General features: G+C 63.4%; 27 protein-coding genes and 1 tRNA gene. 15 read left to right on the forward strand and 13 right to left on the reverse strand.

The window, feature by feature from the left end; translation table 11 throughout:
• Positions 1-28: 28 nt before the first annotated feature.
• Positions 29-2,029, forward strand: coding sequence for a PKD domain-containing protein (locus tag Har1131_RS10660; RefSeq protein WP_151146379.1), 2,001 nt, complete (start codon positions 29-31; stop codon positions 2,027-2,029).
• 16 nt (positions 2,030-2,045) lie between these two features.
• Here Har1131_RS10660 and Har1131_RS10665 read toward each other — a convergent pair whose 3' ends face one another.
• Positions 2,046-2,921 (reverse strand): class 1 fructose-bisphosphatase, encoded by an 876-nt coding sequence (locus tag Har1131_RS10665; protein ID WP_151103345.1) that lies wholly within the window; start codon positions 2,919-2,921, stop codon positions 2,046-2,048.
• 269 nt (positions 2,922-3,190) lie between these two features.
• Between Har1131_RS10665 and Har1131_RS10670 the strand changes: the two genes are divergently transcribed.
• Positions 3,191-4,048 carry a 3-hydroxyacyl-CoA dehydrogenase family protein gene (locus tag Har1131_RS10670; RefSeq protein WP_014040268.1) on the forward strand — a complete coding sequence of 286 codons (858 nt, stop codon included), beginning with the start codon at positions 3,191-3,193 and terminating at the stop codon, positions 4,046-4,048.
• Positions 4,049-4,153: 105 nt separating this feature from the next.
• Positions 4,154-5,302 carry an acyl-CoA dehydrogenase gene (locus tag Har1131_RS10675; RefSeq protein WP_050038008.1) on the forward strand — a complete coding sequence of 383 codons (1,149 nt, stop codon included), beginning with the start codon at positions 4,154-4,156 and terminating at the stop codon, positions 5,300-5,302.
• Here the strand turns inward: Har1131_RS10675 and Har1131_RS10680 are convergent.
• A complete protein-coding gene (locus Har1131_RS10680) occupies positions 5,299-5,553 on the reverse strand; it encodes a hypothetical protein (protein WP_151146382.1) in 255 nt (84 codons plus the stop codon). The genes Har1131_RS10675 and Har1131_RS10680 overlap by 4 nt on opposite strands.
• An 87-nt stretch (positions 5,554-5,640) precedes the next feature.
• Positions 5,641-5,931, reverse strand: a complete 291-nt coding sequence (locus tag Har1131_RS10685) for a PadR family transcriptional regulator (RefSeq protein ID WP_023843250.1) — start codon at positions 5,929-5,931, stop codon at positions 5,641-5,643.
• A gap of 87 nt (positions 5,932-6,018) precedes the next feature.
• On the opposite strand from Har1131_RS10685, the gene Har1131_RS10690 reads away from it, so the two are divergent.
• The 4 genes from Har1131_RS10690 to Har1131_RS10705 all read left to right on the forward strand — a co-directional run bounded on the left by Har1131_RS10690 (position 6,019) and on the right by Har1131_RS10705 (position 10,499).
• Positions 6,019-6,306 carry a hypothetical protein gene (locus Har1131_RS10690; protein WP_014040264.1) on the forward strand — a complete coding sequence of 96 codons (288 nt, stop codon included), beginning with the start codon at positions 6,019-6,021 and terminating at the stop codon, positions 6,304-6,306.
• A 289-nt stretch (positions 6,307-6,595) separates the two neighbouring features.
• Positions 6,596-9,262 carry an alkaline phosphatase PhoX gene (locus Har1131_RS10695; RefSeq protein WP_151146385.1) on the forward strand — a complete coding sequence of 889 codons (2,667 nt, stop codon included), beginning with the start codon at positions 6,596-6,598 and terminating at the stop codon, positions 9,260-9,262.
• A gap of 45 nt (positions 9,263-9,307) precedes the next feature.
• Positions 9,308-10,054: a cell surface protein gene (locus Har1131_RS10700; RefSeq protein WP_050038005.1), complete on the forward strand. Its 747-nt coding sequence runs from the start codon at positions 9,308-9,310 to the stop codon at positions 10,052-10,054.
• Positions 10,055-10,076: 22 nt separating this feature from the next.
• On the forward strand, positions 10,077-10,499 hold the full coding sequence (locus tag Har1131_RS10705) for a hypothetical protein (protein WP_151103343.1): 423 nt from the start codon (positions 10,077-10,079) through the stop codon (positions 10,497-10,499).
• Positions 10,500-10,511: 12 nt separating this feature from the next.
• Here Har1131_RS10705 and Har1131_RS10710 read toward each other — a convergent pair whose 3' ends face one another.
• Entirely contained in the window at positions 10,512-12,776 is a 2,265-nt protein-coding gene (locus Har1131_RS10710) for an amino acid permease (protein ID WP_050038003.1), read from the reverse strand.
• Positions 12,773-13,213, reverse strand: coding sequence for a universal stress protein (locus tag Har1131_RS10715; protein ID WP_050007113.1), 441 nt, complete (start codon positions 13,211-13,213; stop codon positions 12,773-12,775). Before Har1131_RS10715 ends, Har1131_RS10710 begins: the two co-directional genes overlap by 4 nt.
• A 272-nt stretch (positions 13,214-13,485) precedes the next feature.
• On the opposite strand from Har1131_RS10715, the gene Har1131_RS10720 reads away from it, so the two are divergent.
• Both Har1131_RS10720 and Har1131_RS10725 read left to right on the forward strand, forming a co-directional pair.
• Positions 13,486-15,021: a TrkH family potassium uptake protein gene (locus Har1131_RS10720; RefSeq protein WP_050038002.1), complete on the forward strand. Its 1,536-nt coding sequence runs from the start codon at positions 13,486-13,488 to the stop codon at positions 15,019-15,021.
• 73 nt (positions 15,022-15,094) lie between these two features.
• Entirely contained in the window at positions 15,095-15,454 is a 360-nt protein-coding gene (locus Har1131_RS10725) for a hypothetical protein (protein ID WP_014040258.1), read from the forward strand.
• A gap of 16 nt (positions 15,455-15,470) precedes the next feature.
• Here the strand turns inward: Har1131_RS10725 and Har1131_RS10730 are convergent, their stop codons facing one another.
• Complete coding sequence (locus Har1131_RS10730) at positions 15,471-17,165, reverse strand: potassium transporter TrkG (RefSeq protein ID WP_151146388.1); 1,695 nt, start codon at positions 17,163-17,165, stop codon at positions 15,471-15,473.
• A gap of 1 nt (position 17,166) precedes the next feature.
• Entirely contained in the window at positions 17,167-17,850 is a 684-nt protein-coding gene (locus Har1131_RS10735) for a TrkA family potassium uptake protein (RefSeq protein WP_151103339.1), read from the reverse strand.
• Between the two features lie 132 nt (positions 17,851-17,982).
• Between Har1131_RS10735 and Har1131_RS22535 the strand changes: the two genes are divergently transcribed.
• The gene (locus Har1131_RS22535; RefSeq protein WP_014040255.1) at positions 17,983-18,117 is read left to right on the forward strand and encodes a hypothetical protein; all 135 of its coding nucleotides are present in this window, start codon (positions 17,983-17,985) and stop codon (positions 18,115-18,117) included.
• Positions 18,118-18,217: 100 nt separating this feature from the next.
• On the opposite strand, the gene Har1131_RS10740 is transcribed toward Har1131_RS22535, so the two are convergent.
• Positions 18,218-18,655 carry a hypothetical protein gene (locus tag Har1131_RS10740; protein WP_014040254.1) on the reverse strand — a complete coding sequence of 146 codons (438 nt, stop codon included), beginning with the start codon at positions 18,653-18,655 and terminating at the stop codon, positions 18,218-18,220.
• A 140-nt stretch (positions 18,656-18,795) separates the two neighbouring features.
• On the opposite strand from Har1131_RS10740, the gene Har1131_RS10745 reads away from it, so the two are divergent.
• Both Har1131_RS10745 and Har1131_RS10750 read left to right on the forward strand, forming a co-directional pair.
• Positions 18,796-19,674, forward strand: coding sequence for a shikimate kinase (locus Har1131_RS10745; protein WP_014040253.1), 879 nt, complete (start codon positions 18,796-18,798; stop codon positions 19,672-19,674).
• A complete protein-coding gene (locus tag Har1131_RS10750) occupies positions 19,671-19,964 on the forward strand; it encodes a chorismate mutase (protein WP_008309354.1) in 294 nt (97 codons plus the stop codon). Before Har1131_RS10745 ends, Har1131_RS10750 begins: the two co-directional genes overlap by 4 nt.
• A gap of 5 nt (positions 19,965-19,969) precedes the next feature.
• Here Har1131_RS10750 and Har1131_RS10755 read toward each other — a convergent pair whose 3' ends face one another.
• The 4 genes from Har1131_RS10755 to Har1131_RS10770 form a co-directional block, all read right to left on the reverse strand.
• Positions 19,970-20,650 (reverse strand): carbonic anhydrase, encoded by a 681-nt coding sequence (locus Har1131_RS10755; protein WP_151146391.1) that lies wholly within the window; start codon positions 20,648-20,650, stop codon positions 19,970-19,972.
• Between the two features lie 304 nt (positions 20,651-20,954).
• Positions 20,955-21,135: transfer RNA gene (locus Har1131_RS10760), tRNA-Trp, on the reverse strand.
• Positions 21,136-21,189: 54 nt separating this feature from the next.
• Entirely contained in the window at positions 21,190-21,417 is a 228-nt protein-coding gene (locus Har1131_RS10765; protein ID WP_004961693.1) for a DUF5795 family protein, read from the reverse strand.
• Positions 21,418-21,458: 41 nt separating this feature from the next.
• Complete coding sequence (locus Har1131_RS10770; RefSeq protein WP_014040250.1) at positions 21,459-22,346, reverse strand: DUF5794 domain-containing protein; 888 nt, start codon at positions 22,344-22,346, stop codon at positions 21,459-21,461.
• A gap of 413 nt (positions 22,347-22,759) precedes the next feature.
• On the opposite strand from Har1131_RS10770, the gene guaB reads away from it, so the two are divergent.
• Positions 22,760-24,244 (forward strand): IMP dehydrogenase, encoded by a 1,485-nt coding sequence (guaB, locus tag Har1131_RS10775; protein ID WP_050037996.1) that lies wholly within the window; start codon positions 22,760-22,762, stop codon positions 24,242-24,244.
• Between the two features lie 205 nt (positions 24,245-24,449).
• On the opposite strand, the gene Har1131_RS10780 is transcribed toward guaB, so the two are convergent.
• Positions 24,450-24,674, reverse strand: a complete 225-nt coding sequence (locus tag Har1131_RS10780; protein WP_014040247.1) for a hypothetical protein — start codon at positions 24,672-24,674, stop codon at positions 24,450-24,452.
• An 87-nt stretch (positions 24,675-24,761) separates the two neighbouring features.
• On the opposite strand from Har1131_RS10780, the gene Har1131_RS10785 reads away from it, so the two are divergent.
• Positions 24,762-25,202 (forward strand): GNAT family N-acetyltransferase, encoded by a 441-nt coding sequence (locus tag Har1131_RS10785; protein WP_050037995.1) that lies wholly within the window; start codon positions 24,762-24,764, stop codon positions 25,200-25,202.
• A 136-nt stretch (positions 25,203-25,338) separates the two neighbouring features.
• Positions 25,339-26,130: a YihY/virulence factor BrkB family protein gene (locus Har1131_RS10790; RefSeq protein WP_050037994.1), complete on the forward strand. Its 792-nt coding sequence runs from the start codon at positions 25,339-25,341 to the stop codon at positions 26,128-26,130.
• The last annotated feature ends 344 nt before the right edge of the window (positions 26,131-26,474 follow it).

Raw genomic sequence — 26,474 nt, forward strand, 5'->3', positions numbered from 1 at the left:
ATATCGGGTGCCGGACTACTCATGTACCATGAGTGCCACCGGCCACCCCCGAGAGACGCCGCCGTCGGCCAGGCGTCGTCGCCGGTGGCTCCTGCTTCTCGCGGTATTCCTTTTGTTCCCGCTGCTCATTGCAGTCGCTTCTGGCACGGTCGCGGCCGAAGACACCGAGTCGCCGGAGTGGGGCAATGCGACGCGGGGCAACGCGACGACTATCGAGGTGTCCCTGTACGACGACGGTGGGTCGGTGGACACGAGCACGATTCAGGCAGCGGATTTTGAGCTAACCGCGGGTCGAGTGGAGAACGTCTCGGTCGCATCGATCAACGCCTCCGGCGAAAACAGGACCGGGGTGCGCGTCTCCCTGCTGCTAGAGAGAAAAGTCGACACAGACAACGTCACCGTCAGCCTCCGTGACACCGCCAGTATCACCGACGAAGCGGGGAACGAACTTCCCCACGAGTCGGTCACCGTCACCGGGATGGACGCCGTCGTGCCGAAGTATCAGTCGTTCGAGGTACGCCGCGTCAATAGCTCCACCGCCCGCATCTCTGTTGGGATTCACGAACCGATACAGCAGCTTCGAATCTCCGTCGGCGGCCCATCGCTAGACACACTCAATATCTCGGGATTCACCGAACGCACCGGTAACACGATCACGTACACACGAAAGTACACGTTCCCGGAGGAGGGTGAGTACTCGCTGCTGCTGATGTCGGTGACCGACGAGAACGGTAACGAGAACTCCTTTGGCCGACAGCGGACGTTCCTCTATGACGATTCCGCACCGAACGTCACCGTTGCCGGGCCGGAGAACGCGACGGTCGGCGAGTCGGTGACTTTCTCCGCGGCGGGGACGACAGACGATCAGGGCGTCGAGTCGGTCCGGTGGCAGGTGGGGAGCGATACGATCCTGACCGGCGAGAACATCACCGTGGCCTTCGCCTCGCCCGGCAGTCACGAAGTCACAGTGACCGCCGCCGATCCGCTCGGGAACACGGAAATTGTGACCAGAGTCGTGTCTGTGACGGGCAATGGAACCGCCGGGAACGTGACTGTGCGGCAGCCGAACGCGACCGTGGCGAACGTCTCGGTGAACGGATCCGGCCAGACACAGCAGATTCGGCCCTCGGAGGGGCCACTCGTCACCAGTGAGAACGGAACGCTGGAGCGGCTTGCCGCGTCGTTCCCGCGTAACGAATCCGCCACACTCACCGTCCGCTCCCGCCAGCCCACGCCAGCGTTTACGACTGCCACCGGGCACACCGGCGTCAGCCGGTTCGATATCGACCACGGCTCCGTTCCGGCCGAGGACGCGACGTTCACGTTTACTGTTGACCGTGACGCGCTGGCGGCGGTCGACGCGGAACCCGATGCTGTGACGCTGTTCCGGAAAGACGACGGGTGGACGCCGTTAGCGACCGACATCGCCGGCCGGAGCGAGTCACACATCGTCTACCGGGCTGACTCTTCGGGCTTCTCGACGTTCGTCGTCGGAGTCGAACAGACAGCAGCGACAGACATGGATGCGGAGGCGGCGACAACCGACTCGGAAACGTCGACGGCCGAACCCGAGACACAGACAGAAGAACCCGGACAGCCGGATATCGTGGTCACGAACGCCACGGCAGTTCCATCGGAACTCGGCCCCGGCGAGCGAACCGTCATCGCCGTCGAGCTTGAAAACCGGGGAACTGCGAGCGGGGACCACAACGTGATCGTCGCGCTCAACACCTCGATACTGACGACGCGGACGGTCACGGTCCCTGCCGGTGAGACACGAACGACGGAGTTTGCTCGCTCGGTACCCGCAAACAAGACTGGTGAGCTAATGGTCGACGGGCAACGCATCGGGAACGTGACAGGCGGCAGCGGTGGCCTGCCGATTCCCGCGTTGCCGTCCATCGGGATTCCGAACCCGCTCTCGCTGTGGCCCGACGGCATCGTCGGCACCGTTCTTGGCGGGCTCCTGGGCGTCGCTGTCGGGCTGTACGGCGTTCTCAAAGCGCTGGCGATATATCTCGGTTACTGAAACAATATCCGAGCCGTCAGTCGATAGTCGCTTCGAGCCGGTCGATCAGGTCGTCGTTCCCGAGATACAGCGGCGTCCGCTCGTGTAGCTTGTCGGGCTCGATTTCGAGCAGCGACTGGTCGCCGTCGGAGGACCGACCGCCGGCCGACTCAAGGATGTAGGCCATCGGCTGTCCCTCGAACTGGACCCGGAGCTTTCCTTCGGGGCGTGACTCCAGTGCGGGGTACGAGAAGATACCGCCGTATGTGAGCACCTGATTGATGTCCGCGACCATCGCTCCGCCGTATCGGAGTTTCAGTTCGTGACGGACGTCCTCGGCGTAGGATTCGAACTCGTCTGTCCAGGAGTCGACCCCGCCGCCGAACCCGAACACTGTGGGGTCCTCCGGAACCGTCACGTCGTCGTCGACGACCCGCTTGTCGCCGTCTTCGAGGATGTACTCGCGGACGCTGCCGTCCCGGGCGACGACCATCGAGGTGATGGGGCCGTAGATGACGAACCCGGCGGCGAGTAGATTGGTGCCGACCGTCGGCGGCTGTTCGCTGTAGACGCCGAAAATCGTCCCCATCCCGCTGTTGGGTTCGAGGTTGCTCGACCCGTCGAGCGGGTCCATGGCGACGTGGAGGCGACCGTCTGTCGTTTTCACGTCCGCGCGTTCCTCGCTGGCGTAGGAGGCGACACCGTCGATGTCAAGCACCCGCTCCTCGAACAGTTCGTCGGCGCGCAGATCAGCCGCGAGCTGGTCGTCGCCGGTGGGGTTGACCGAGTTGCTCTGGCCACGGTGGTCGGCGATGGCGCGGCGGACGTCCGGTGTCGTCGCGGCGATGGTCTCGATGACTGCCGTGACTGTCTGCTCGGCTTCGGTGGTCGAAATGTCGAGTGACTTACTCATTTGTCAGATTAGGGGCAGGGACTGGCCATCCGGTGACCAGTCGAATTTTTCTCCGAGCCTGCTGCCCGCAGGGTCTCTCATCACCAGTAGGTTCCCCGGCACACCATAAGTATCTTTTTGCTGACATTTACTACATTTCGAGTGAATATTCAGCCGCGGGGCAGTGCTTGCCGGTAAGCCTGTGACAGGTTGACTCGGTCGGATTGGGGCCGCCATGCCGATCCGATACCGTCGGCAGACTTACACGACCGCCGGACGAAGGCGCGGGTATGCATCTTGAAACAGTCGACACCGTCGGCGTCGTCGGAGCCGGAACGATGGGTAACGGTATCGCACAGGTCACAGCGACGGCCGGCTACGACGTCGTCATGCGCGATGTAACAGACGAACTGGTTGCCGCCGGGTTCGAGGAGATCCAGTCGAGCTTCGAGACGCTCGTTGCGCGCGACACAGTGACAGAACAGGAAGCAGAAGCGGCAACAGCCCGCATCACCGGAACCACAGAGATGGAGGACCTCGCGGATGCCGACCTCGTCGTCGAGGCCGTAACAGAAAACATGGACATCAAGCAGTCCGTGTTCGAGGAGCTCGACGCCGTCTGCGGGCCGGACACGGTGCTAGCCAGCAACACGAGCACGCTCTCGATTACGACCATCGCTAGCGTCACCGAACGGCCAGAACAGGTCCTCGGACTGCACTTCATGAACCCTGTACCGATCATGAAAGGCGTCGAACTCGTCGTCGGTGAGAAAACGAGCGACGAGACGGTGACGCTGGGCCGCGAGTTCGCACACGACATCGGCAAGGAGACCTGGGAGGCCGACGACAAGCCCGGGTTCGTCGTGAACCGGGTGCTGATGCCCTGGATAAACGAGGGCATCCGGGCGTACGACGAGGGCGTCGCGGATAAGGCCGACATCGACCGCGGGCTAACTCTCGGAACGAACGTCCCCATGGGGCCGCTCGAACTGGCCGACCACATCGGCCTCGACGTGGTCCTCGATGCCTCCGAAACGCTGTATGAGGAACTGGGCGACCGCTACAAGCCCGCATACCTGCTCAAACGCAAAGTCACGGCCGGCGACCTCGGCAAAAAGTCCGGGCGGGGCTTCTACGACTACGACTGATAGATCTGCGGTGGCGAGCACAGATAGTAGCGAGCCGAGTACCATACCCGGCAACGGGCCGCGCGTTGGCCAACAGTAAAGACCCAACCCGCGTTAGAATCTGTCATGGACTTTAGCCCCACACAGGAACAACGCCAGATACAGGAAATGGTCTCGGAGTTCGTCGACGACGAGGTCAAGCCGCGGGCGGCGGAGATCGACGAAACCGACGAGTTCCCGTGGGACCTCGTCGACGAGATGGCTGATCTGGGCCTGATGGGAATGCCGATTCCGGAGGAGTACGGCGGGGCCGAACTGGACTACCACAGCTACGCGATGGCCCTCGAAGAGATTTCGCGGGGAAGCGGCGGGCTCGGCACAATCGTCGCCGCCCACATCTCGCTGGCCTGCAACATGATCTACGAGTTCGGCAACGAGGCTCAGAAAGAGACCTACCTCACGCCGCTGGCCGAAGGCGAGGAAATCGGCGCGTTCGCCCTCTCCGAAGCAGGCGCGGGCAGTGACGTGCCGGCGATGGATACCACTGCCGAACCGGTCGACGGCGGCGACGCCTATCTGGTCAACGGCGGGAAGCTCTGGATCTCCAACGGCTCCGTCGCCGACACTGTCGTCCTGTTCGCGAAGACCGACCCCGAGGCCGGCAACAAGGGTATCTCCTCGTTCATCGTCCGCCCCGAGGAGGACGACGGCTTCATCGTCGAAGGGACCGAGCACAAACTCGGCGACAAGGGCTGTCCGACCGCCGAACTGCGGTTCGACGATATGCGCATCCCCGCCGACCGTATGCTCGGCGAGGAAGGCCGCGGGTTCGTCCACGCGCTCAAGACGCTCAACGGCGGCCGCATCACTATCGCTGCCCGCGGCGTCGGCATCGCCCAGGCCGCACTGGACGAGGCGCTGCAGTACGCGCAGGACCGCGAGCAGTTCGACCAGCCCATCAGCGACTTCCAGGCCATCCAGCACAAGCTCGCCGACATGGACACGAAAACGCAGGCCGCCCGCCTGCTGATGCATCAGGCGGCCGACAAGAAGATGGCCGGCGAGTCGTTCGTCAAAGAGGCCGCCCAGGCCAAACTGTACGCCTCAGAGGTGTCCCGTGAAGTGGCGAACGAGGGCATTCAGGTCCACGGCGGCTACGGCTACACGAAGGACTTCCCGGCCGAGCGGTTCTACCGCGACGCGAAACTCAACGAGATTTACGAGGGCACCAGCGAGGTCCTCCGTAATACGATTGCCAGCGAGCTTCTCGATTAGGGAAACGAGAGGAGCGCTTCGACGACCACCGCACGCGTGAAGTAAAACGGCTTTCCGTCCGCACGGTAGCGGTTCGCACTGATTGTTCCGAGCGCGAGGAGTACCGCCACGCCGACGGTCCCGGCGAGCATCCCGACAATTTCCGACGGCTGAACAGCTGTGCGTGCGAAGACGTACGTTGCGACGCTGGCGAGCGCCGCGAACGGGAGGGCGTCCAAGCCTGCCAGGAGGAGCGAGCGGGACAGGGACATACCTGTGTTCTGTGGGAGCGGTCACAAAAAGGGTACCCCATCAACGGCGGCGCAACGAAATCCAGCAGAGGCTGGCAAGCAGCGCCGTCAACCGTCCTCACCAAGCGCTTCGCGCATCCACTCGAACTGGTCTCGAAGCCGCCGCTCACCGGCGTCGGTCAGTGAGTACTTGTCAGCGATGCCGTCCTCGCGGTGGGTAACGAACCCGGCCGATTCCAGCGCGTCGAGCGCGCCGTAGAAGCTCTTCGGTTCGATTCGCGTGTCGTAGCGGCGTTCGAGCCGCGTCTTCAGCCGCTGGCCGGAGAGTTCGCCGTCCTCGGCGGCGGCCAGCAGGACGCACATATCGCGCCGACGGCCGCTCTGAAGCCACTTCGCCATATGTGTCTCGTCACAGCCGTCCGGTTTCGCGTTTGCGGTTCCGAGCGGACCGCCAGGTTCGCATACCCCCGCTCCCTAGAGCCGCCGATGACCGACTCCGAACTCCCCGTCGAGGCGTCAGCGGACGGTATCACGGCCACCTATCGAGAGACCGACGAGGAACGGCTGCTGACATTCGAGAGCGACGGCGGGAGCGCCGCGGTCGCACAGAACATCGAGGGGTACGCGATGCTGAAGGTCCGACCGACCGCGGACGGCGACGAACTGGAGCGATACTACGGCTTCGACATGGCGCTCGACCACGCGGCGGAACTGCTGGGCGTATCCCCGAATGTGCTTCCGGTCCCAGAGCCGGCTGCCGACATGGGGATGTAGCCACCCGGCTCGCCCGCCACAGCGACTACTTGTTTGACTCGTGACTCGGTCGGGAGTGGGGCGACACTGTGCCAGCTACTCGAAGCGGACTGGTACGTAGGTGAGGACGAATCAGTGCGTGAACGACTGCAATCAGAGCTATTCAGTACCCATCCCGACAAAATAGCACTATTTCTGATACGTCTAATTCATTAGCAGTACGTATCGAACCGAGGCAATATGACCGCTCTAAAAACATCATACGAATATTATAAACTTGCTTTAATAATCACTGCTACCCCTCACTCGCATGGTCGATTTCACTCGACGGCAGGTGCTTTCACAGTCGGTGGCTGCTGCGCTTGGGGCCAGCGTCATCGGCGTGGCAAGTGGGGAAGAGGTCGAAGAGACAGACACACCGGGCGCTCCGAGCGTCGCCGGGAGTCTCAAACGCTTCTCGACGACGGCGTTCGGTGCGGAGGTGACCGGCCCGTTCGTCTTCGAAGACGGGTCACTACTGTACAGTCTCCAGCACCCGGAAGGGGAGAACCCCGAACCGTTTGGACGGGCTGCGGTGGGCTATTTCAGCGGCTTCCAGTTCGAGTTCGACGGGAGTAACGACGATTTCCCGGAGGTGGGGGTTCCGGACACCGAGGAGAAACAGCGTCAGGTCCGGTCCGCAGCCGGCGACTACGAAATCCTCGTGCAGGGACGCGAACCCATCAACGGTGGGGCGGAACGGCTCGGTGTAGTCCAGACGCCCGACGGGACGGATATCACCCAGGAGAACTTCGCTGGCACCCAGTACGGCGGTGCGGCGACGAACCCCGACTGTAATCAGTTCGTCCCGACCAACGACGAGGGGACCGAGGGATACCTGTTCACGAACTGGGAGAACAGCCCCGGATGCGTCTCGCGGGTCCCCCTTAGCCAGGACGAAAACGGCGAGTGGAGTGCGGACACCGGGAACGCAATGAACTTGACCAACACCGACTCCCTCCGTGAACACGGCGGGACGCGGATCAACTGCTACGGGGACCTCAGTCCGTGGGAGACGATGATTTCCGCCGAGGAGAACTACGCACACCCCCGCGTCAGTCTGACGGCGACGGTGAGCGACATCGTCGAGGCGGGGTCGGGCGAGGGACTCATCGGCGGATGTCAGTTCTGGAACCGGCCGAACCCGAGCGAGATATCGGGCGCGATCGAGTCCTACGCCGAGAGCGGCGACCTCGACGAGAACTTCGGCCCGCAGGGCTACTGGGCGCTGACCGGTGTCGAGTTCCTCGCGTACTACCTCGGCGCGGAGCGCGATGACCAGGGCGACGGCGAGAACCTCGCAACGACGCTGCTCGATGACGTGTATCCGAACCCGTACCGGTACGGCTACTTCGTCGACTTCCGCGAACCGACCGCCGACGAACCCGAAGCGGTCAAGTACTACGTGATGGGGCGGGCCTCGTGGGAGGCACCCGACATCGAAGGCGACCAGCGGACCGTCTACGGCTGTTCCGACGGCGACAGCAAGGGCATCTACAAGTTCGTTGCCGACGAGCCGATTCCGGAGTACGACGACCCAATGGACGTCGCCGGGACGCTGTACGCACCGAAGATCACGAACGACGCGGCCAACGCCGCCGAAGCCGGGGAGCGGAACTCCCCCGCACAGACCCCGCTCGAAATCGAGTGGATAGAACTCGGCCACGCCACGAACGGCGAGGTCGAGTCCTGGGTCGCCGAGTACGACGACGTGACCCAGGCCGACTACCTCAGCGCACACGCTGACTGGGAAGACGGCGACGAGGTGACCGAAGCGGCCATCAAGGAAGCCGATCTCTCCGTCATCGAGAACGGGAATCAGAACTACATCACGAACGAGGACATCGTCAAGTGGGCCGAGCAGTACGAGGCCAACGGTCCCGACGGCGTCGACGAGGACCTCCGGCGCGTCCCGTTCTTGGAGACCCGCGCGGCCGCCAAGGAAATCGGCGCGTCAATCGAGTTCAACAAGGCCGAGGGCGTCGACAGCGTCGACGACTCCCAGCCCGGCGATTTCATCTACTTCGGCATTTCGGAGTTCAACGACGCGCTCGCGGACGACGAGGGCGACATCCAGATGGACCGCGTCGACGGCGGCGTTGTCTACCGCGGGGTGCTGGAATCGGACTACAACGTCTCGACGCTCGAACCGGTCATCACCGGCCCCGACTTCACCGACTCGCCGGAAGACGCAAACGACGCGCTCCGGAACATCGACAACGTCTACACGATGCGCGACGGCCGCGTCATCTGCTGTGAAGACGGCTTCGGCGGCCCCGCCCGCTCGTATCCGAACGATGGCCTCTATGTCTACCAGCCCAACGTCGTCGTCAGCGCCAACTCCGCCGCGGTCGGCAGCGGGTCGACGGGTAGCGTCCCGCTGACCGCCTCGTCGCTCCCCGCTGGCTTCTCCGGCGCTCGGCTCACCGTCAGCGTCTCGAACCCCGAAATCGCGTCTATCACCGGTGTCTCCTTCCCCGACGCGCTCGGACTCACCGAGAGTTCCATCAGCGACGACGGCTCGTCGGCGACAATCCGGGTTGCCGACGTCAACACGAACGTCCAGTCCGGTGCGATGGACGTGCCACTCGCAACGCTTGACGTCCGCGCCAACGGCGGTGGCACGACCGACCTGACCGTCTCCATCGAGCAGATGGACGACGAGAACGGCAACGCCATCGAGGCAGAGGTCCGAAACGGCATCGTCGTGGGCGGCCCGAAGACGGTCGTCGGCGACGCCGCGCCGACCGATCCCGACGGCGACGGCCACTTCGAGGACCTCAACGGTAATGGCCGTCTCGACTACGAGGACGTGCAGGTGCTGTTCTCGAACATGGACTCCGACAGCATCCAGTTGAACACCGGCGCGTACGACTTCAACGAGAACGGCAAGATCGATTTCGCGGACGTGACAGCGCTCTACGAAGAGGTCAACTGACTGCCGCGACCGAGCCATCCTCCCATCTTTCGATACAGCAACACAATGACCGACGACACCACCTGTTCGATACGCGGTCGCGTCCGAACCGCCAGTCGCCCCCTCGCGCTCGTCGCGCTCGTCCTCCTCGCGGGGACGGTCCCCGCGCTCGCCACAGGGCAGAGCACGCCGACAATCAGCATCGAGGCCGGCTCCGTCGCCGCCGGCGAGACAACGACCGTTCCAGTGGTCCTGACGAGCGCGCCGGACGGACTGGCCGGCTACCAGCTCGAACTCGCCGTCGACGACCCCGCTGTCGCCCGGTTCGAGAACGCGAGCTACCCCGACCGGTTCGGACTCACGACCGACCCCGTTGTCAGTTCAGACGGCGGGACGGTCACGCTCGAAGCGGCGGACCTCGACGGACAGATCGAGCCCGGAGCCAGCGACGTGGTACTCGCGACGGTCTCGCTTACCGGCGTCGACGGCGGTGAGACGCAGGTGACCGTCGCATCGAACCAGGTCGACGCCGACGGCGGCGGCGCAGTCGAGCCAGCGACCGAACCGGCGGCGCTCGCAGTGTCACCGGGCGCGACGACGGAGACAGTGGCCGCCGTGACCGAAGCATCGTCACCCGCCAGCGAGTCCACAGCCGAGTCAGCCGGCGCCGCGAGCGCTGCAGGTGCCACAGAGGACGACTCCGCGGGCGGCGGCGACCAGTCGACGACCGGAGCGAACGGTCCACTCCCGATAGCGCTGGCCATTGCCGCACTCGCCGCGGTGGCGGCGCTCGCAGCCAGAACGAGCCGATGACCGTAGACCAGTCCAACCTATCATGCCACAACCAGACACCACCGCTGCACCGACGGATAGCTCGACCTACCGCGAGTACATCCTCGACGTACGTATCGTCGAGCGAACGACAGGCGACGGCGACACGCGCTACCGATTCGAGGCCCCGGACCACCAGGAGGTCGAGTTCGCCGACCCCGAGATGGCGACGCTGTACGCCGACGTGTACTTCGACGTGAACGGCTTCCAGGAGGCCGGGACCGGCGACCGCGGCGTGCCGCCGACAGTCATACAGGCTGGCCGTGATACGCTCGTGGCGTACTTCCTCACGCAGGACGGCGTCGACGTTCACTGGGCCGCGTCGTTCTACGGCGAGAAACCGGAGAAAATCGAACGGTACGTCTCACGCGTCCGCAAGCGGTCGAAGAAAATCCGCGAAGGGGCGAAAGAACAGGGCCACGCCTGACACGCCGTGTGGCTACTCCCGACCGAACAGCCGCTCTCGGAGGGACCGCGACGACGGGCGCTCGGTCAGCAGGACCGGCGTATCGAGCGTCTCGATGACGTCGAACACTAGCGAGCCGCGAACGATGCGTGATAGCAGGCCTCGTTCCGTCGCGCCGACGATGACGAGGCTGTAGTCGCGGCCGATCCGTTCGATGGTCCTCTCGATGTCACCGGTTTCAATGCGTATCTCGGCGTCGGTCAAGTCGTGTTCCGCCGCCCACTCGCGCAGGAACGTGCGACCGCTCTCTTCTGCACCGGGGTCGACGACGTGGAGCAGGTCGACGGCTACGTCGACAGTTTCCTGGAGCGCTTTGGCGACCTCCGCGGAAAGGTCCGACGAGAGACCGCCAGCGGTCGGAACCAGGACGTCACTGAGGTCGAGGTCCTGCCCGTCCAGCACGAGGAAGTCACACGGCAAGTCGTGGGCCAGTTCGTCCAGCGTGCCTTCGGCGCGACCGCCGGCGAACTGGGTGCCGCCGTAGCCCATCACGACGGTGTCGGCGTTGTTCGTCCGGGCCGCGTCGAACACCTCCCCGATGCCGCGGTGTGAGAGGATCGTCTTCGTCTCTATCGGCACGTCGAAGGCCTCCGCGTCGGCCTTGGCGGCGTCCAGAAGGCTTTCCGAGGTAGCGTCTATCTGGTTCCGGTTCGCGGCGGCGGTTTCGAGCGCGGTCTGGTCCGGCACCGTCGCGATGTGGGTCGCGAGCACCCGTCCGCCTTCGTGTTTCGCCAGCGCACCTGCGAGGGTGATGAGCGCGCTCTCGGTGCGGGGATTCGCCAGTGCCACCATGATCGTCGGTCCCCCGGTTCCGTTCGGTGCGACCGCGTCGGCGGCGTTCACCACCTGGTCCGGGAGCTGCTCCTCGCGGTTGCTGATGTAGTCGGAGAGCACACCCTGCTGTGTGGTTTTGCCGCGCGCGTAGACGAAGTACCATGCGACCGCGACAAGGACGAATCCGGCCGACAGCGCAATCTCGATACTGTCCATGAACGCGACGAGGCCGAGCGAGAGTACCGCACCGAGTATCGGCGTGATGGGGTACAGCGGCACGGTGAAATCCGGGTCGTACTCCGGCACGTCGGCCTCGCGGAAGACGATGAGTCCCACGTTCATCAGGGCGTAGACGATGAGGTGGAGGACGCTGGCCGCCTTCGCCAGCACCTCGATGTCCCGTCCGAGGAACGCGATAAAGACGATGATGAGCCCGCCGGTGACCAGAATCGAGCGATAGGGCGTGGCGTAGTTGGGATGGATCTCGTTGAGCCAGTTCGTGACGATCTTGTCCCGGCCCATTGCGAAGTTGATCCGGGCCGAGGCGAGAATCGACGCGTTCGCGGAGGACGCTGTCGCCAGCAGTGCGCCGACGGTCATAATCGCCGCGGCACCGGCGGCCACGCCGCCTATCGGTCCGATAGATGCCGGGAACGCGACCTCCGCGGCCTGTGCGACCGGGGCATCCTGACTGAGGTCCGGCCACGGAACGACGCCGAGCATCATCGACACGAGGATGGCGTAGATGACGGTCACGATGCCGACGCTTCCGATGATAGCAATCGGCAGGTTCCGACCCGGGTTTTTGAGTTCCTCAGCGACGGTCGCAATCTTTGCGTACCCCAGGAAAGAGACGAATACGAGCGCCGTCGCCGGGAGAATCGCGCCGGTCCCGAACGGGGCGAGCCCGTCCTCGCCGGCGAGGGTCGCGTAGTCGAATGAAAAGAAGCCCGCAATGGCAAAGACGGTGAGAATAGAGAGCAGGATAAAGACAATCACCGTCTGGATGCCACCGGTTTCCTTTGCGCCGATGTAGTTGACGGCGACGAATATCGCCCCAGCGATGAGCGCCCCTATCTGAATGGGATTGAGAAAGGCGATTTCAGGGAGTGGGACGAAGACGGCGAGATACTGGCCGAACCCGATACAGTAGAACGCCGAGGCGAAGGCCAAGCCCATCCAGTCACCCATTCCGGCTATCGAGCCAAACAGTGGCCCGAGTGACTTGTTGATGTAGTAGTACCCGCCGCCCGCCTTCGGCATCGCCGTGCCGAGTTCCGAGACCGATAGCGCGTTCACCATCGCAATCAGTCCACCAACGACGAACGAGACGACGACGATGGGACCGGCCGCGTTCGCGGCCACGCCGGGCAGGACGAAGATACCGGCACCGATCATCGTCCCGATGCCGATGGTCATCGCCGACACCAGCCCGAGGTCTTTCGCCAGTTCTTCGTCGCTCATTCCTTCGAGTCCGCCTGTGGAAGTGCAATCACCGGTACCTCCGCGTTCGTCACAAGCTTCAACGAGAGATCACCGGAGAGGAACTGCATGAGGCGACCACCACCGCGGGACCGGTATGCGATGGCGCTCGCCTCGACTTCCTCGGCGACATCGAAGATAGCCTCGACGACGTCCCGAGCGTACGCGGTGCGGTCGTCGGCGTCAGGGAACACCGTCCTGACGGCCGCATACGACTCTGCCGCCAGCTCTTCTGACTGCTCGACTGGCGTCTTGTCCGGAACACCCTCGCCTTTTTCGACGACGTGTAACGCCGTCACCTGCTCCGGCTCGTACGGTTCGAGCGCAGTCGCCGTCGTAAGCCCGTCGTCCTCGTTGGCAACCGGTAGCAAGACATGTGCAAGAATGTCCGTGGTTGTCTCGTTGGTGCTACTGTTCATACACAGACGGAGTAGATAGGTCGGTAAGAATGTGTCTACTTATATCGTATATTCGAACCTTATTTAAATATAGATATTCGAATTCGGAAAACCAATCGTCGTCAACGGAACACTCGGATCGGTACCTGTCAGTATATAGCGAGTTCCGTGGCGGAAGGGAAAACCCTACAGCAGCGCTGTTCCCGAGTATCTCCGTCAGAAGCAGCGCTGTTGGAACGTGGGGCTTTTTCATATCGGGAGTGTGAGCGTCAGTTAATGGTCGGTGATCAGTGATGTCGGTTCGCGTCGACTGGCGACAGAGTGTCGCCCTGACCGGCACAGTAATCAAGTATCTCGCCGTCGCAATGCTGGTCCCGCTCGGGATCAGTTTTCTGTACGGAGAAGATACCGTCGTCTTCCTGATTTCTATCGCGATCGCCATCACGCTCGGCATAGCGCTGGAGCAAGCCAGCGACAGTCACGAACTCGGGCCACGCGAGGCGCTGCTGTTCGTCGGCCTCTCCTGGGGTGCTGTCGCGGTTATCGGCGCGATCCCCTACGTTATCGCCGGGTACGGGACCGAATCAGCGCTCGGTGAACCCGTGAACGCGCTGTTCGAGTCGATGTCCGGCTTCACGACGACCGGGGCGACTGTCACCAACGAAATCTCGTTTGCCCGCCACTCGCATGCGCTGTTGATGTGGCGACAGCTCACCCAGTGGCTCGGCGGGATGGGTATCATCGTTCTGATGGTCGCCATTCTTCCGGAAGCGGCCGTCAACGGGGCGCAGTTGATCGAATCCGAAGCGCCCGGCCCCGAACTCCAGAAGCTGACGCCGAAGATAGCCGAAACCGCACGGCTCCTCTGGCTGTTCTATCTGGGCTTTACCGTTCTGTATATCCTCATTCTGCTCGGCCTCCATTACACGGGCTACGCACCGAACATGGATGCGTATAATGCCGTCGCACACGGGTTCACGACGCTGCCCACCGGCGGGTTCTCCCCCCAGGCCGAGAGCATCGCCTACTTCTCACCGGCCGTCCAGTGGGTCGTCATCCCGTTCATGCTCATCGCCGGGATGAACTTCGCGCTGTTTTACCTCCTGTTACAGGACGAGTACGCCGCCTTCCTTCAGGACCGCGAACTCCAGGCGTACCTCGGTGCGAACGCCGGCGTGGCCGTCATCCTCTGGGGACTGCTCTTTACCGGGTCCGCGCCGCCGCTCGAACTCGGCGGTGTGACACAGGGAGCACTGGAGAACTCGCTCCGGCAAGCCACATTCCAGGTCGCCTCGCTGCTGAACTCGACCGGGTACGCGACCAGTAACTTCGCCGAATGGGGTAACACCGCAAAGGGAGTCCTGTTGTTCGCGATGTTCATCGGTGGCTCCGCAGGGTCGACCGGTGGCGGTGTCAAGATAGTCCGATGGCTGGTCGTGCTCAAGAGCATCCGACGCCAACTGTTCACGACAGCTCATCCCAGCGCTGTCAAACCAGTTCGGCTCGGCGGGCAGGTCATCGACGAGGACGTCATCAACGCGATATACGGGTTCACGCTGTTGTACCTGCTCACGTTCGGTGTCGCGACAGTGTTTCTCCTCCTCGATGCGGGCCGTGTCGGGCTCGACCTGACTGTCTTCGAAGCCATCAGCGCAAGCCTGGCGACCATCGGGAACATCGGTCCCGGGTTCGGGTTTCTGGGGCCGTTCGGGACCTACGAACTCTTCCCGGAGACCAGCAAACTGCTGATGATATTCCTGATGTGGATCGGTCGACTGGAGATCATCCCGGTGTTCGTGATATTCACCGGCGCGTTCTGGAACGAGTGAGTCCGGGAGACTCGTTCCGTCGGCAGTTCTAGCTGGCAGTTCAGTTATGTACCTACCCGACGGAGACTTCGGTATGACCAGTCCTGCAGACGAACCGACACCACCTGAGGGGGTTCCGGACCGGGTGGCGACGGACCTACCGGAGTTGACGCCTGAAGAACTCCGCAACACGATCATCTACGCGCAGGAACTGCTGCAGTTCCACGACGAGACGGCGTCGCCGATAGAACCGGGTCCCAACGAAGACATCATCCGGGCAACCGAACGCGACGGCTACACTGAGGTGGTAAAGCTGGCTTCCTGTGCTCAGGGCTGTGACGACTGTCCCCACGGTCCGTATCTCTACCACGTCAAACAGGAATCCCGGCCCGAGGGTGGAACGAAGGCACGCTGGATGTTCCTCGGCGAGGTCTATCCCGACGACGGAGAGTAAGGGGCCGCCCGCTCAACTACGGTTCCAGCCCGTACAGTCCAGCGCGGATGAACACGAGTATCGGGATGATTTCCAGCCGGCCGACCCACATATTCAGCACGAACATCCCCTCTGCAAGCGGGGGCATCGACGGGCCGGTGATGCCCGAGGAGAGGCCGACGTTCCCCTGCGCGCTGGCGACTTCAAACAGGGCATCGGCGTAGCCGAACTCCGGTCCCGCGACGTTGGTGAGGACGACGCTGCTGGTCACCAGAATGATGAGCCACAGCAGCGTGACGATGGCCGCTTCGCTGAACTCCCGTTCCATCGACTCGCGGTCAAGCGTCCGGTCCCCGATGCGGGCCGTAATCACCGCGTTCGTCGGGAGGAACACCCGCGAGAACTGCCAGATGATGCCGCGAGCGATGGTGTAGCCACGGATGATCTTGATGCCGCCGACGGTGGACCCGGCAGCGCCGCCGAGCACCATCGCGCCGACCACGAGCACTTTCCCGCCAGCGAGCCAGCGGCCGATCGGGGCCGACTGGAACCCGGTACAGCTGAGGGCGCTGACCCACTGGAACGTCGAGTCCCGGACCGCATCGAGCTGTGCGGCGTCGAGCATCGGCACCGAAAACGGCAGGAACGACTGGGTGGCAAACGCCTCAGTCGTCGCGGGCACGGACCATACGTTCTGTGCCGAGAGCGCGACGACGCCGAGCGCGAGCAGGATGAACAGCCAGCGAGTCTGTAAGTCCGACACCAGTTCGCGAATCTGCCTGTCGTGCAAGACGACGTAGTGGACCGGGAACGCGACCGCACCGAGAATCATGATCGGCAACAGAACGGTTTCGACGAGCGGCGAGTTGTACGTCGCAATCGAGTTGTCCGTGACCGAGAACCCGCCAGTCGTGAGCCCGGTCATGGCGTGGTTGAGCGCCTGCCAGGCGACCTCCCACAGGGGGAGCGACTCGGCGTACTCGCTATCGCTGGCGAGGATGGCACCGAACAGGAGCGCGAACGAGAGCACCGTGTAGCCGACGACGAGTTTCCAGACCGTTCGGACGGTGGAGACGACGCTCGGGTGGATCTTCTCCTCGCGGGCCTCGCTCTGGTAGAGCGCGTAACTGCCGCTGCCGGGCCGTGACAGGATAGAGACGGTCAGGACGATGACGCCGACGCCGCCGACGTACTGGATGAACGACCGCCACCACTGCACTGCGCGGGGAAGCGACGGCTCGTGAATCGCCATCGTCAGGCCGCTCCCGGTCCACCCGCTCATGCTCTCGAAGAAGGCGTGGAGCGGGTTCCGGAAGTACGCCAGACTGGAGAGCGTCGTCGTCCCACCGACTCTGATCGGCTCCCATGTACTCGTGTCCGTCCCGACTGGGACGAACGTATCCATGACGGCGGGGGGCGTGAACCACGCGGTCAACAGGAACGGGAGCGAGCCGAACGTGGCGACCATCAGCCACCCGCCGGCGGCGATGACCATGCCGTGTTTCATCTGTGGGGCCGGCGCGTCGGTGAACCCACGGTTCGCGAGACCGCCGACAGCGGCGGTCATCCCAGCCGCGGTGAAGAACCCAAGAGCGGCGTGGAACTCCCGAAAGCCAAGCGCAATGGCGGCCGTGATCGTCATCAGCCCGGCCTCCATCAGCAGGAGCGAGCCGATATCGCGGGCGATGGTCCGCAGGTCCGTCGGGAACAGCCCACCGTTCCGTTGTGACATATCAGCCGTGGTCCTCGGCGTGACCGAAGATGTCGGTCACCTCCGGCGTCGCGCCGTCTCCCGAGTAGACCGTGAGGAGGTCGTCGGCCTCGATACGTGTATTGCCGCGGGGTGTTATCGGGTCGCCCTCGCCGTTGCGCTCGATGGCCACGATGAGCGTCTGGCCGCCGATGAGGCCTTCCGTATTGGCCTCCTGCAACGTCTTACCCGCAATCGGTGCGCCGGGTGTGACAGTGATCTCGAATACTTCCGCCTGGTCGCCGATACGCATGAAATCGACGATAGACGGCCGCTTGACGGCCCGATAGAGGTACTCGGCGATGAGCCGCTGTGGGTTCTGCATCGTGTTGACGCCGATCTGGCGGAACACGTTCATGTGCTCGGGGTTGTGGACGACCGAGACGATGTCCGGCACTTCCAGTTCCTGTGCCAGCAGACAGACCATGATGTTCGTCGCGTCCTGATCGGTCGTCGATATGAGCGCATCGGCACGGTCCGCACCGGCGTCCTCTAGCGTGTCTTTCGACGTCGCATCGTCGTTGATAACGAGACAGTCGTACTGTCTCGACGCACGTTCCGCTCGCTCCTCGTCCCTTTCGATGGCAACGACCTCGTTGCCGCCTGCTGTCGCGATTTCAAGCAACGGCGACCCGATATCACCGGCGCCGACGATGACGATATACATTTTTGCCAGTGTACTGAACCGATGGTTGAAAGACTACCGTTATCAATCACAAGCAGGACATTGCGGGTAGTTCGGTCTGTCAGTGCCTTCTCCTCCCAAACCACTATACTGTCCCCGATTGAACTGCTCGGTATGGCAAACATCACCGAGCAGTTCGACCATCCGGCCTGGCTGACAGCCGCCGGGACACTCGCCGGCTACGGCCTCATCCTTCTGTTCATGTTTCTGTTACTGTTCATCGTCCCGTACCTCCTCTTCCCGGCCTGAGACGGGACAGTGTAGATTATTTCCGGGTAGCTCCCGGCGTCGGAACAGACCGGGACATCGCGCAAACAATCCGTATGCGTCGAAGCCGTCCCACCGGCCGCTACTCGTACCTCGAATCGATGAGAAATCCGAGCGAGATGAGTCCACAGACCATCGACAGGAACCCGGTCATAGCGAGGCCAAACGGCGGTTCGTCGCCGGGATAGGTTACGAGTCCGCCGAAGGAGCCGATACTGATGCCCCACAGGCCGACCGTTAGCACGAGGTCCGCATACGTGTTCCAGGCGTCTTCGAGCGCGGGTTCGACGCGAGCGAGCCACCACCCGGTCGCGTCCTCCTGAGATGACGACCCGCGACCCAGAACCTGGCGAACTGCGGGCCGGCCGCCAGCGACGGCGAGTGCAGCAGTAGCGAGTACCGCAATTCCCGCCAGCACTGACACTGAGGCCGCCCGGACCTGCAACAACAGAAACAGGCTGACGTAGCCCAGAACCGCGATGCCTGCCGTGACTCCCCGGAGTGCGTTCCCGATGCTCATTTCCCGTTGCTGGTTCCCTTCGAACTGATCGGTATAGTGTTGCCCGTCTTACTGCGACGCTATCGCTTCGTACTGCGGTCAACGTGACCGCTACAGGGGTATCGCAGTTAGTAAATAGGTCCGCGAGGGAGTACACGTCGATGGAAGGGAAGGCAGCAGCGCCCGCAGCAGGGACGGTCCTCAACGCGCTCGCGACCGGCCGCGGTGCGGCGTTTGCTATCGACGAGTACACGACAGCGACCGTCACGCTCTCGACTGAGACCGACGGTGTCACTGGCGAGGTGGATGGTGCTCCGGACGCCGACACGCGGCTCATCGAACGGTGTGTCGAGTACGTTATCGACGCCCACGGCGGCCCACAGAACGTGGGCGTCCCGGCGGTCTCCGGCGGGACTGTCCGCACAGAGAGCGAGGTTCCGATGGCGTCGGGGCTCAAAAGCTCCAGTGCGGCCGCAAACGCGACCGTCATGGCGACGCTCGACGCACTCGACGCGACTGAGCGGATGAGCCGCGAGGACATGGCCCGCCTCGGCGTCATGGCCGCCCGCGACGTGGGCGTCACCGTCACCGGGGCCTTCGACGACGCGTCGGCGTCGATGCTCGGCGGTGTCACCGTCACCGACAACGAGGACGACGCGCTCCTTGCCCGCGAGGAAATCGACTGGGACGTGCTCGTCTGGACGCCGCCGGAACAGTCGTTCAGTGCTGACGCGGATGTCGAGCGATGCCGCCAGATCGCACCGATGGCCCGCCTCGTCGAGGACCTCGCACTCGACGGCGACTATCAGCGGGCCATGACGGTCAACGGCCTCGCGTTCTCGGCCGCGCTGGACTTCGAGACGGACCCGGTACTCGACGCGCTCCAGCACGTCGAAGGCGTCTCGCTGTCGGGGACGGGGCCGTCGTTCACTGCCGTTGGCGAGCGGGCCGCACTCGAAGCCGTACAGGACGCCTGGGACGAGCGACCCGGAGCGACCTGGCTGACGACGACACAGACCAAGGGAACACACACAGTATGAGCACGAACCCGAACCCAGAGGACATGTCGCTGGACGAACTGCGCGACGAAATCCGGACTATCGACCAGGAGATCGTCGAGAAGATCGCACAGCGAACCTACGTGGCCGACACCATCGCACAGGTCAAAGACGAGAAGGGGCTGCCGACGACCGACGAGCAACAGGAGCAAGCCGTCATGGACCGCGCCGGCGACAACGCGGAGCAGTTCGACGTTGACGAGAACCTCGTGAAAGCGATTTTCCGACTCCTGATCGAACTGAACAAGGTCGAACAAAGAGAGAGTCGATAGCGGGACTAGTACTCCCAGAGGCGGTTAATCCGCGAGTCGATATCGGGATGGGCCGCTCGGAGTGCGTCGACATCGGTTTCACCGTCGACGTTGATGACGTGGACTTCTCCCCGTCGGCCGCCGTACACGTCCTGAAAGTCGTAGACGACGCCGAATACCTCGACGGCGTCGGGAACGTCGTCGCTGCTGCGGAGGAACTCGACTTGCCTGTCGACGTTGTACTCGACGAGTCGGTTGACAGCCGCCGCTCGCTCGATGTCTTCGGGAAGGTGTTCCAGCGCGGGCTCGAGATGCGGTTTGAGAACGCCGAGACAGTGCTCGATCCCGGCCGGCTCATCGAGGCCGTCCGTCAGGTCGTCGTAGGTCGCCGTCACCGCTCCACAGCCGGTGTGGCCGACGACGATGGCGGTTTCGGTCATCGTGTGCTCGATGGGGTACAACACGTCACCCGAGACCGCCTCGCCGGACGCGGTCCGCTGGATGACTCGGTTTCCGATATTGCTACAGGTGAAGAGATGTCCCGGCTCGCTGTTGCCCCACATATGGTCCTGGAGCACCCGCGAATCGGAGCAACAGACCGTGACGGCGTCGGGCGTTTGCGAGTTCTGGACCTGGTCGAACCGGTCCCGGAACTCCGCCGCGTGGTCGGCGTTTCCGGCAAGTAAATCGCGTAATAACTGGCTCATGCGTGGGCAGATAGCCGCCATGAAGTAAACTCATTGGACTGGGGCAGTGTTGCCCTCCCAAACCTGACGCCGACTCGGAGCCGTGTTCGGAACGCTCTGGCTGCGTCGAGAGGGTGAAAACCGAGACTGAAGGGGCTTAGACGTACGACTACGGCGAAAACAAACGAACAGACGGATCCGGAAGAGTAACAGTATGGGATCGGAGATTATTCACCTGACTGCGAGACTCACTTCGTTCGTCTCGCGTGGCTCAAATCCACCTCTCAACAGTTCTGCCGCTCGCGTTATAGCTCGCGGCAGGAAATGGGGTCGGAGGGATTTGAACCCCCGATCGGCTGATATCTCCGTCCTGCGCCTCGGAACTCCAGAGGGTCATCGTCGCGAACCGGTGATCAGCCGGCCGCTCAGTATATCAGCCCTCGAAGTGTCGTCCCAGGCGCGTGGCCTCTGGAGTCAGCCGCCTTCCCGGACTAGGCCACGACCCCGCACTCCGGCGTAAGCCGACTCGCATTAAAGGGATTTCGATTGGCAGACGGCGCTCAGTCGCGGTCGGTGTCGGACCAGTCGCACTCTTGGCACTTGTATCCAGTAACAAACTCCAGCGCAGAGGGCATGTACCCCACGGAGATGACGTTCTCGCCGCATTCCGGGCAGTCGTCATCGGCGTCTTCGATAGGCTCTGCGTCCATAACACCGTCTCCTTCGATGAGTTCGGCCAGGCTCTCGGGGGTCTGCATCCGACCCTGGACCACGCGATTGTCGCTCATACCGGACGACCGGGCCTGAGAGGCCTAAAAGTTCTCCCTCGTCACAGCCACGGGGCGCGTTCCTGATCCGGTTCGTACTCGACCGCGGCCCCTTCGTCGGTCTGTTCGTCGGCTGCGACGCCCTGGGACGCGCCGCCGTCGGCGAAGGCGGCGGTGAGGTCCACAGCGTCGGGGCGGTATTCCGTGTGGCGCGTGCGGGCGTTCTCCGGATCGAACGACAGCAGCGCCGTGACGGCGAGCACGGCCAGCGCGACTGGTGCGTCGGTCGGCATCACGCCGAGGACGGAGAGGGCGAGCACGCCGAGCGCGACAGCGCTGCCGAAGCGGAACCGGTCTATGTCGACGGCGTTGCGGAGCCACGGACTCGCCAGCGCGACGGCGAGGGCGAAGCCGATACCGACGCCAGTGGTAGCGGCCGCCCGGAGCAAGACGCCGGGTTCGATGGCGGTGACCAGCGTCGCGCCGGCGGGGTCGAGGCTGGCCAGCAGGCCGAGCACGACGATGACGGCTGGACGCGGCAGGTACTCGCCGATCCGGGCGCTTGCGGTCTGTGCGGCGATGGCGAGGATGACGAGGCCGGCGAATCGTTCGAGGGTGCCCAGTTTGACAACCCCCGCAATCGTCGGTGCGAGCGCTGCTTCGATGAGCGCAATCGGCATCAATACGGCTCCGATGATGAGTACCGCGCGGGCCTGCTGGCGGGGACCGCCTTCGAGCTCGGCCAGCACGACGGCGACGGTGGCCGACCCGCCGAAGACCAGCAAGCCTACTTCGAGGACGCCCATCCAGGTCGAGAGTGCCCCCGCGAGGACGAGCACCGGGAAGATGCCGTCGACGAGCGGCAGACCCATGACTGTCGCTAGAAGCCGGCCACCGCGGCCGACCTGCTGCTCGATGTCGAGTGCAATCGGGTGTCTGGAGATACTCATGTCGTGTTACGGTCGAGCGTAACCCAACTCCCGTCGGGAGGTTCTCACTCGGTCCTGACAAACACGACAGAACTGCCAGAACTTGGTACCGAACCACGCGAACGCTGTGTTGCCCGACGCTGTAGGCGTCATCTGGCGGGCAGTACCGTTCCGTGCGGGTTCGGTGAGTCGCATGTTTTTAATTATCCTTCATTCCCACATAACCGTTGCGTGAGAACTGCGCACATACGCCACCGATTCTCCGAAATACCTCGATGTTTGTGGACGAATGTCTCACCTTCGAGAGCAGGGAATGACAAGTGCGGCATCACGGGCGTATTTCTGGAACGGGCTTCCCGAGACAAGTGTGGCATCGAACCCCACGTAGCGCCGAGTCTCGCAACGTTTTTGCCGGGCCGTCGTGGACGATTTACATGGCGAACGATTCCGAGCCTTTCTCAGAGAAGCTCCGAGTGCCGGAGGCGCTGACGTTCGACGACGTACTCCTCAGACCCAAGGAGTCCCGGGTCGAACCAGACGAGGCAGACACGACGACGCGGGTCTCGAAATCCGTCGAGCTGACCGTTCCCGTCCTCTCCGCGGCGATGGACACCGTCACCGAGAGCGACATGGCGATCGCGATGGCGCGACAGGGTGGTATCGGCGTCCTCCACCGCAACATGAACGCCGACGAGATGGCGACCGAGATCGAGCGAGTCAAACGCGCCGACGAGCTCATCATCCGCGACGTCGTGACGGCCAGCCCGAACCAGACCGTCAGTGAGGTCGACGAGATGATGGAACACGAGGGTGTCTCCGGCGCGCCGGTCGTCGACGACGACAACGGCGCAGTGCTGGGCATCATCTCCGGGACGGACATCCGGCCGTATCTGGAGGTCGGCGAGGACGACGCCGTCACGGACGCGATGACCGACGAAGTCGTCACCGCCCCCGAGGACGTGACGCCCCGTGAGGCGCTGGAACTGATGTACGACCACAAGATCGAGCGCGTCCCCATCGTCGACGACGAGAACCGGCTCGTCGGGCTGGTCACGATGCAGGGCATCCTCCAGCGCCGCGAGTACGACCAGGCCGCCCGCGCGGACGACGGCTCGCTCCGCTGTGGTGCCGCCGTCGGTCCCTTCGAGATGGACCGCGCGCAGGTCGCAGACGAGGCCGGCGTCGACATCCTGTTCATCGACTGCGCGCACGCCCACAACGCGAACGTCATCGAGAGCGCCCGCGAGATCAAGGCCGAAGTAGACGCCGACGTGGTCGTCGGGAACATCGGCACCCGGGAAGCCGCCGAGGCCGTCGTCGACTTCGCCGACGGCGTCAAGGTCGGTATCGGTCCCGGTTCCATCTGTACGACCCGCGTGGTCACCGGTGCGGGAATGCCCCAGATCACCGCCGTCGCGCAGGTCGCTGACGTGGCGAGCCAGCACGACGTGCCGGTCATCGCCGACGGTGGCATCCGCTACTCCGGGGACGCCATCAAGGCCATCGCCGCGGGTGCGGACGCGGTGATGCTTGGCTCGTACTTCGCCGGGACCGACGAGGCTCCGGGCCGCGTCATCACGATGAACGGCAAGAAGTACAAGCAGTACCGCGGGATGGGCAGCGTCGGCGCGATGAACGAGGGTGGCGGCGAGCGCTACCTCAAGGACGACGAGGAGGGCGAGGAGTTCGTCCCCGAGGGCGTCGAAGCCGCGACGCCGTACAAGGGTTCGCTGGCCTCCGAACTCCACCAGCTCGTCGGCGGGATGCAGTCCGGGATGGGCTACGTCGGGGCCGAGACGATTCCCGAGTTCAAGCAACGCGCCGAGTTCGTGCGGGTCTCCGCGGCCGGACAGCAGGAGAGCCACCCGCACGACGTGATGATTACGGACGAAGCGCCCAACTACAGCCCCGACAGCTAACGCTGACAACCGAAGGGGATGTAAAAAGCCGCAGCTGATTATACCGCGGTTTCGCAGGTCGGACTACACGCTTCTTTCCGTGCTGCATTCGCGTCGGGGTACGCTTTGAACGACTCACCACAGCTCGAACACTCGAACGTGTCGAAGTCGGACATAGCGGACGGCCGTACTCGCGCCGCGGAAAAAATTATTGCGGATACGTCGATTAGTCGTAGTAGTCTTCGTCCAGTGGCAGATCCGTCCCGGACGACGTGACTTTGTCGACGGTCGTTTCCAGGCAGAGTGTCTCGCTGCATTCGGGGCAGATGACGGCCACGTCGACCTGTAGAGAGTCATCGGAGTCGTAGATTCCCAGAACCTCTGCGTCAGAGGCGTACAGATACTCCGCCGACAGTTCGTGCTCGTGGTCGCGAGCGTAGTCGTACGTCATGCATGCCCGCTACACCCGGGTCTGTGTTGATGGTTTCGGCGATTCCCAGTAACAGCACATACAGGGGACCCGCTCGAAGTTGCGGTCATGAGCGACTACGCTGTCGAGGTTGGGACCTGGGACCAGTTCGAAGACGCGGCAACAGCCGTCCGAACAGCGGTGTTCGTCGAGGAACAGGGCGTCTCCGAGGACGAAGAACTCGACGGGAACGACTCGGACGCCGTCCAGTTTCTGGCCCGTGACGGCGAGTATCCTGTCGGCACCGCCCGGCTCCGGTTCCCCGAGTCCACGGTCGGCAAGGTCGAACGGGTCGCGGTCCGCAAGCCCTATCGGGGCGACGGCGTCGGCGCAGCGCTGATGCGAGCCGTCGAAGACGCCGCTCGCGACGACGGCGCGACTACGCTCACACTCCACGCACAGACCCACGTCGAGTCGTTTTACGGGCAACTCGGCTACGAAACGGTTAGCGACGAATTCGAGGAAGCCGGCATCCCACACGTCGAGATGCGAAAGCGATTGGACGGCTGAGCTAACCATACGTGGCCCTGCAGGCGCAGTACGTCGTGAGGGCTGAGGACGGTCTGCGGACGACCAGTCGTAGCTGTCCCTCGACCACAGTTATCTCAGCACAAACATGTTTCCCTGCTTCCACCCTTTTCGGGATATGGCGCGACGAGCCGAGTGGGTGGCAACTGCGAAGACAGTCGCCAGCATCGCGTACGAGAGCGACATCAGGTACATCGCGACGTCGCTGGCGTACTACGCGTTCATCTCGCTCATGCCGGTGCTGTTGCTCGTTTTCATCGTCTTCGGCCGGCAACTGGCCGGCGTGGTTTCAGTCACGGGCGCGCAGTTTCTCACCCCTGACACACAGCAACTGCTGTACGAGGGATTGACGGCGGCGACGGGCCGGACAGCGGCGACTGTCCTCTCCGTGGTCGTGCTGGCGTGGAGCGGTGCCAACGTCGCCGTCGGCGTCCTGACCGTCGTCGAGCGTATCGAGGCGGTGACAGAGCAGCCACTCGCGCGGCAGGTGTGTGACGCCGCAACTGTCCTCGGGACGCTTACGGCCGCCGTTCTGGTGATACTTGTCCAGAGCGTGTTTTTGGCTCTCTTTGCTACCGGCCCGCTGAGCGTACTCGTCGGGTTCGCCGTCCTGTTCGTCGCGCTGACCGTTACGCTGCTGCCCCTGTATTTCGTCCCGTCACGCGTCGCGAGTTCGCCACAAGATGCCCTCCCCGGCGCGATGACGACCGCAATGGGCTGGACCGCTCTCCACGCGGCAATCCAGTTCTTTGCCGCCAACGCCGGACAGTACGCCATCTACGGCGTTCTCAGCGGGCTCATCCTCATCCTCACGAGCACGTACGTGGCCGCGATTGTCCTGATGGTCGGCGTCGTCGTCAACGCAGTGCTCGCAACCGACACTGACGACCTGTACGACGTGAGTGGCTGAGTCTGTAAACGTCGCCCCCTTTCCGCCGCTCGTTCCATCGTTCACTCCGCCCGGTAGCTGCTTCGCTCTCACAGAGAGGGCGTCGCAAAAACGGGCCGGAATGGATTTGAACCACGGTCGGACGTGCTCGCTTCGCTGTGCACGCCCTCCTTACTTCAAATCCTTCTGGAGTTTTCACTTCTCACCGTCGTTCGCAGGAAAACGGGCCGGAAGGGATTTGAACTACCTGCACTTCGCTCGTTGACACTCACTCGTGCCGTCATTCAAACCCATTCCTATCGAATTCGCGCCGCTCACGGTTTCGTTCGCGGCGCAAGAATACGGGCCGGAAGGGATTTGAACCA

Origin of the sequence: Haloarcula sp. CBA1131 (assembly GCF_008728975.1) — an archaeon.
Classification (GTDB): Archaea; Halobacteriota; Halobacteria; order Halobacteriales; family Haloarculaceae; genus Haloarcula; species Haloarcula hispanica.

Excerpts from the sequence above, each read along its gene's own strand:
- Har1131_RS10660 (WP_151146379.1), top strand. The coding sequence starts at position 29 with ATGAGTGCCACCGGCCACCCCCGAGAGACGCCGCCGTCGGCCAGGCGT.
- Har1131_RS10665 (WP_151103345.1), bottom strand. The coding sequence starts at position 2,921 with ATGAGTAAGTCACTCGACATTTCGACCACCGAAGCCGAGCAGACAGTC.
- Har1131_RS10670 (WP_014040268.1), top strand. The coding sequence starts at position 3,191 with ATGCATCTTGAAACAGTCGACACCGTCGGCGTCGTCGGAGCCGGAACG.
- Har1131_RS10675 (WP_050038008.1), top strand. The coding sequence starts at position 4,154 with ATGGACTTTAGCCCCACACAGGAACAACGCCAGATACAGGAAATGGTC.
- Har1131_RS10680 (WP_151146382.1), bottom strand. The coding sequence starts at position 5,553 with ATGTCCCTGTCCCGCTCGCTCCTCCTGGCAGGCTTGGACGCCCTCCCG.
- Har1131_RS10685 (WP_023843250.1), bottom strand. The coding sequence starts at position 5,931 with ATGGCGAAGTGGCTTCAGAGCGGCCGTCGGCGCGATATGTGCGTCCTG.
- Har1131_RS10690 (WP_014040264.1), top strand. The coding sequence starts at position 6,019 with ATGACCGACTCCGAACTCCCCGTCGAGGCGTCAGCGGACGGTATCACG.
- Har1131_RS10695 (WP_151146385.1), top strand. The coding sequence starts at position 6,596 with ATGGTCGATTTCACTCGACGGCAGGTGCTTTCACAGTCGGTGGCTGCT.
- Har1131_RS10700 (WP_050038005.1), top strand. The coding sequence starts at position 9,308 with ATGACCGACGACACCACCTGTTCGATACGCGGTCGCGTCCGAACCGCC.
- Har1131_RS10705 (WP_151103343.1), top strand. The coding sequence starts at position 10,077 with ATGCCACAACCAGACACCACCGCTGCACCGACGGATAGCTCGACCTAC.
- Har1131_RS10710 (WP_050038003.1), bottom strand. The coding sequence starts at position 12,776 with ATGAGCGACGAAGAACTGGCGAAAGACCTCGGGCTGGTGTCGGCGATG.
- Har1131_RS10715 (WP_050007113.1), bottom strand. The coding sequence starts at position 13,213 with ATGAACAGTAGCACCAACGAGACAACCACGGACATTCTTGCACATGTC.
- Har1131_RS10720 (WP_050038002.1), top strand. The coding sequence starts at position 13,486 with ATGTCGGTTCGCGTCGACTGGCGACAGAGTGTCGCCCTGACCGGCACA.
- Har1131_RS10725 (WP_014040258.1), top strand. The coding sequence starts at position 15,095 with ATGACCAGTCCTGCAGACGAACCGACACCACCTGAGGGGGTTCCGGAC.
- Har1131_RS10730 (WP_151146388.1), bottom strand. The coding sequence starts at position 17,165 with ATGTCACAACGGAACGGTGGGCTGTTCCCGACGGACCTGCGGACCATC.
- Har1131_RS10735 (WP_151103339.1), bottom strand. The coding sequence starts at position 17,850 with ATGTATATCGTCATCGTCGGCGCCGGTGATATCGGGTCGCCGTTGCTT.
- Har1131_RS22535 (WP_014040255.1), top strand. The coding sequence starts at position 17,983 with ATGGCAAACATCACCGAGCAGTTCGACCATCCGGCCTGGCTGACAGCC.
- Har1131_RS10740 (WP_014040254.1), bottom strand. The coding sequence starts at position 18,655 with ATGAGCATCGGGAACGCACTCCGGGGAGTCACGGCAGGCATCGCGGTT.
- Har1131_RS10745 (WP_014040253.1), top strand. The coding sequence starts at position 18,796 with ATGGAAGGGAAGGCAGCAGCGCCCGCAGCAGGGACGGTCCTCAACGCG.
- Har1131_RS10750 (WP_008309354.1), top strand. The coding sequence starts at position 19,671 with ATGAGCACGAACCCGAACCCAGAGGACATGTCGCTGGACGAACTGCGC.
- Har1131_RS10755 (WP_151146391.1), bottom strand. The coding sequence starts at position 20,650 with ATGAGCCAGTTATTACGCGATTTACTTGCCGGAAACGCCGACCACGCG.
- Har1131_RS10765 (WP_004961693.1), bottom strand. The coding sequence starts at position 21,417 with ATGAGCGACAATCGCGTGGTCCAGGGTCGGATGCAGACCCCCGAGAGC.
- Har1131_RS10770 (WP_014040250.1), bottom strand. The coding sequence starts at position 22,346 with ATGAGTATCTCCAGACACCCGATTGCACTCGACATCGAGCAGCAGGTC.
- guaB (WP_050037996.1), top strand. The coding sequence starts at position 22,760 with ATGGCGAACGATTCCGAGCCTTTCTCAGAGAAGCTCCGAGTGCCGGAG.
- Har1131_RS10780 (WP_014040247.1), bottom strand. The coding sequence starts at position 24,674 with ATGACGTACGACTACGCTCGCGACCACGAGCACGAACTGTCGGCGGAG.
- Har1131_RS10785 (WP_050037995.1), top strand. The coding sequence starts at position 24,762 with ATGAGCGACTACGCTGTCGAGGTTGGGACCTGGGACCAGTTCGAAGAC.
- Har1131_RS10790 (WP_050037994.1), top strand. The coding sequence starts at position 25,339 with ATGGCGCGACGAGCCGAGTGGGTGGCAACTGCGAAGACAGTCGCCAGC.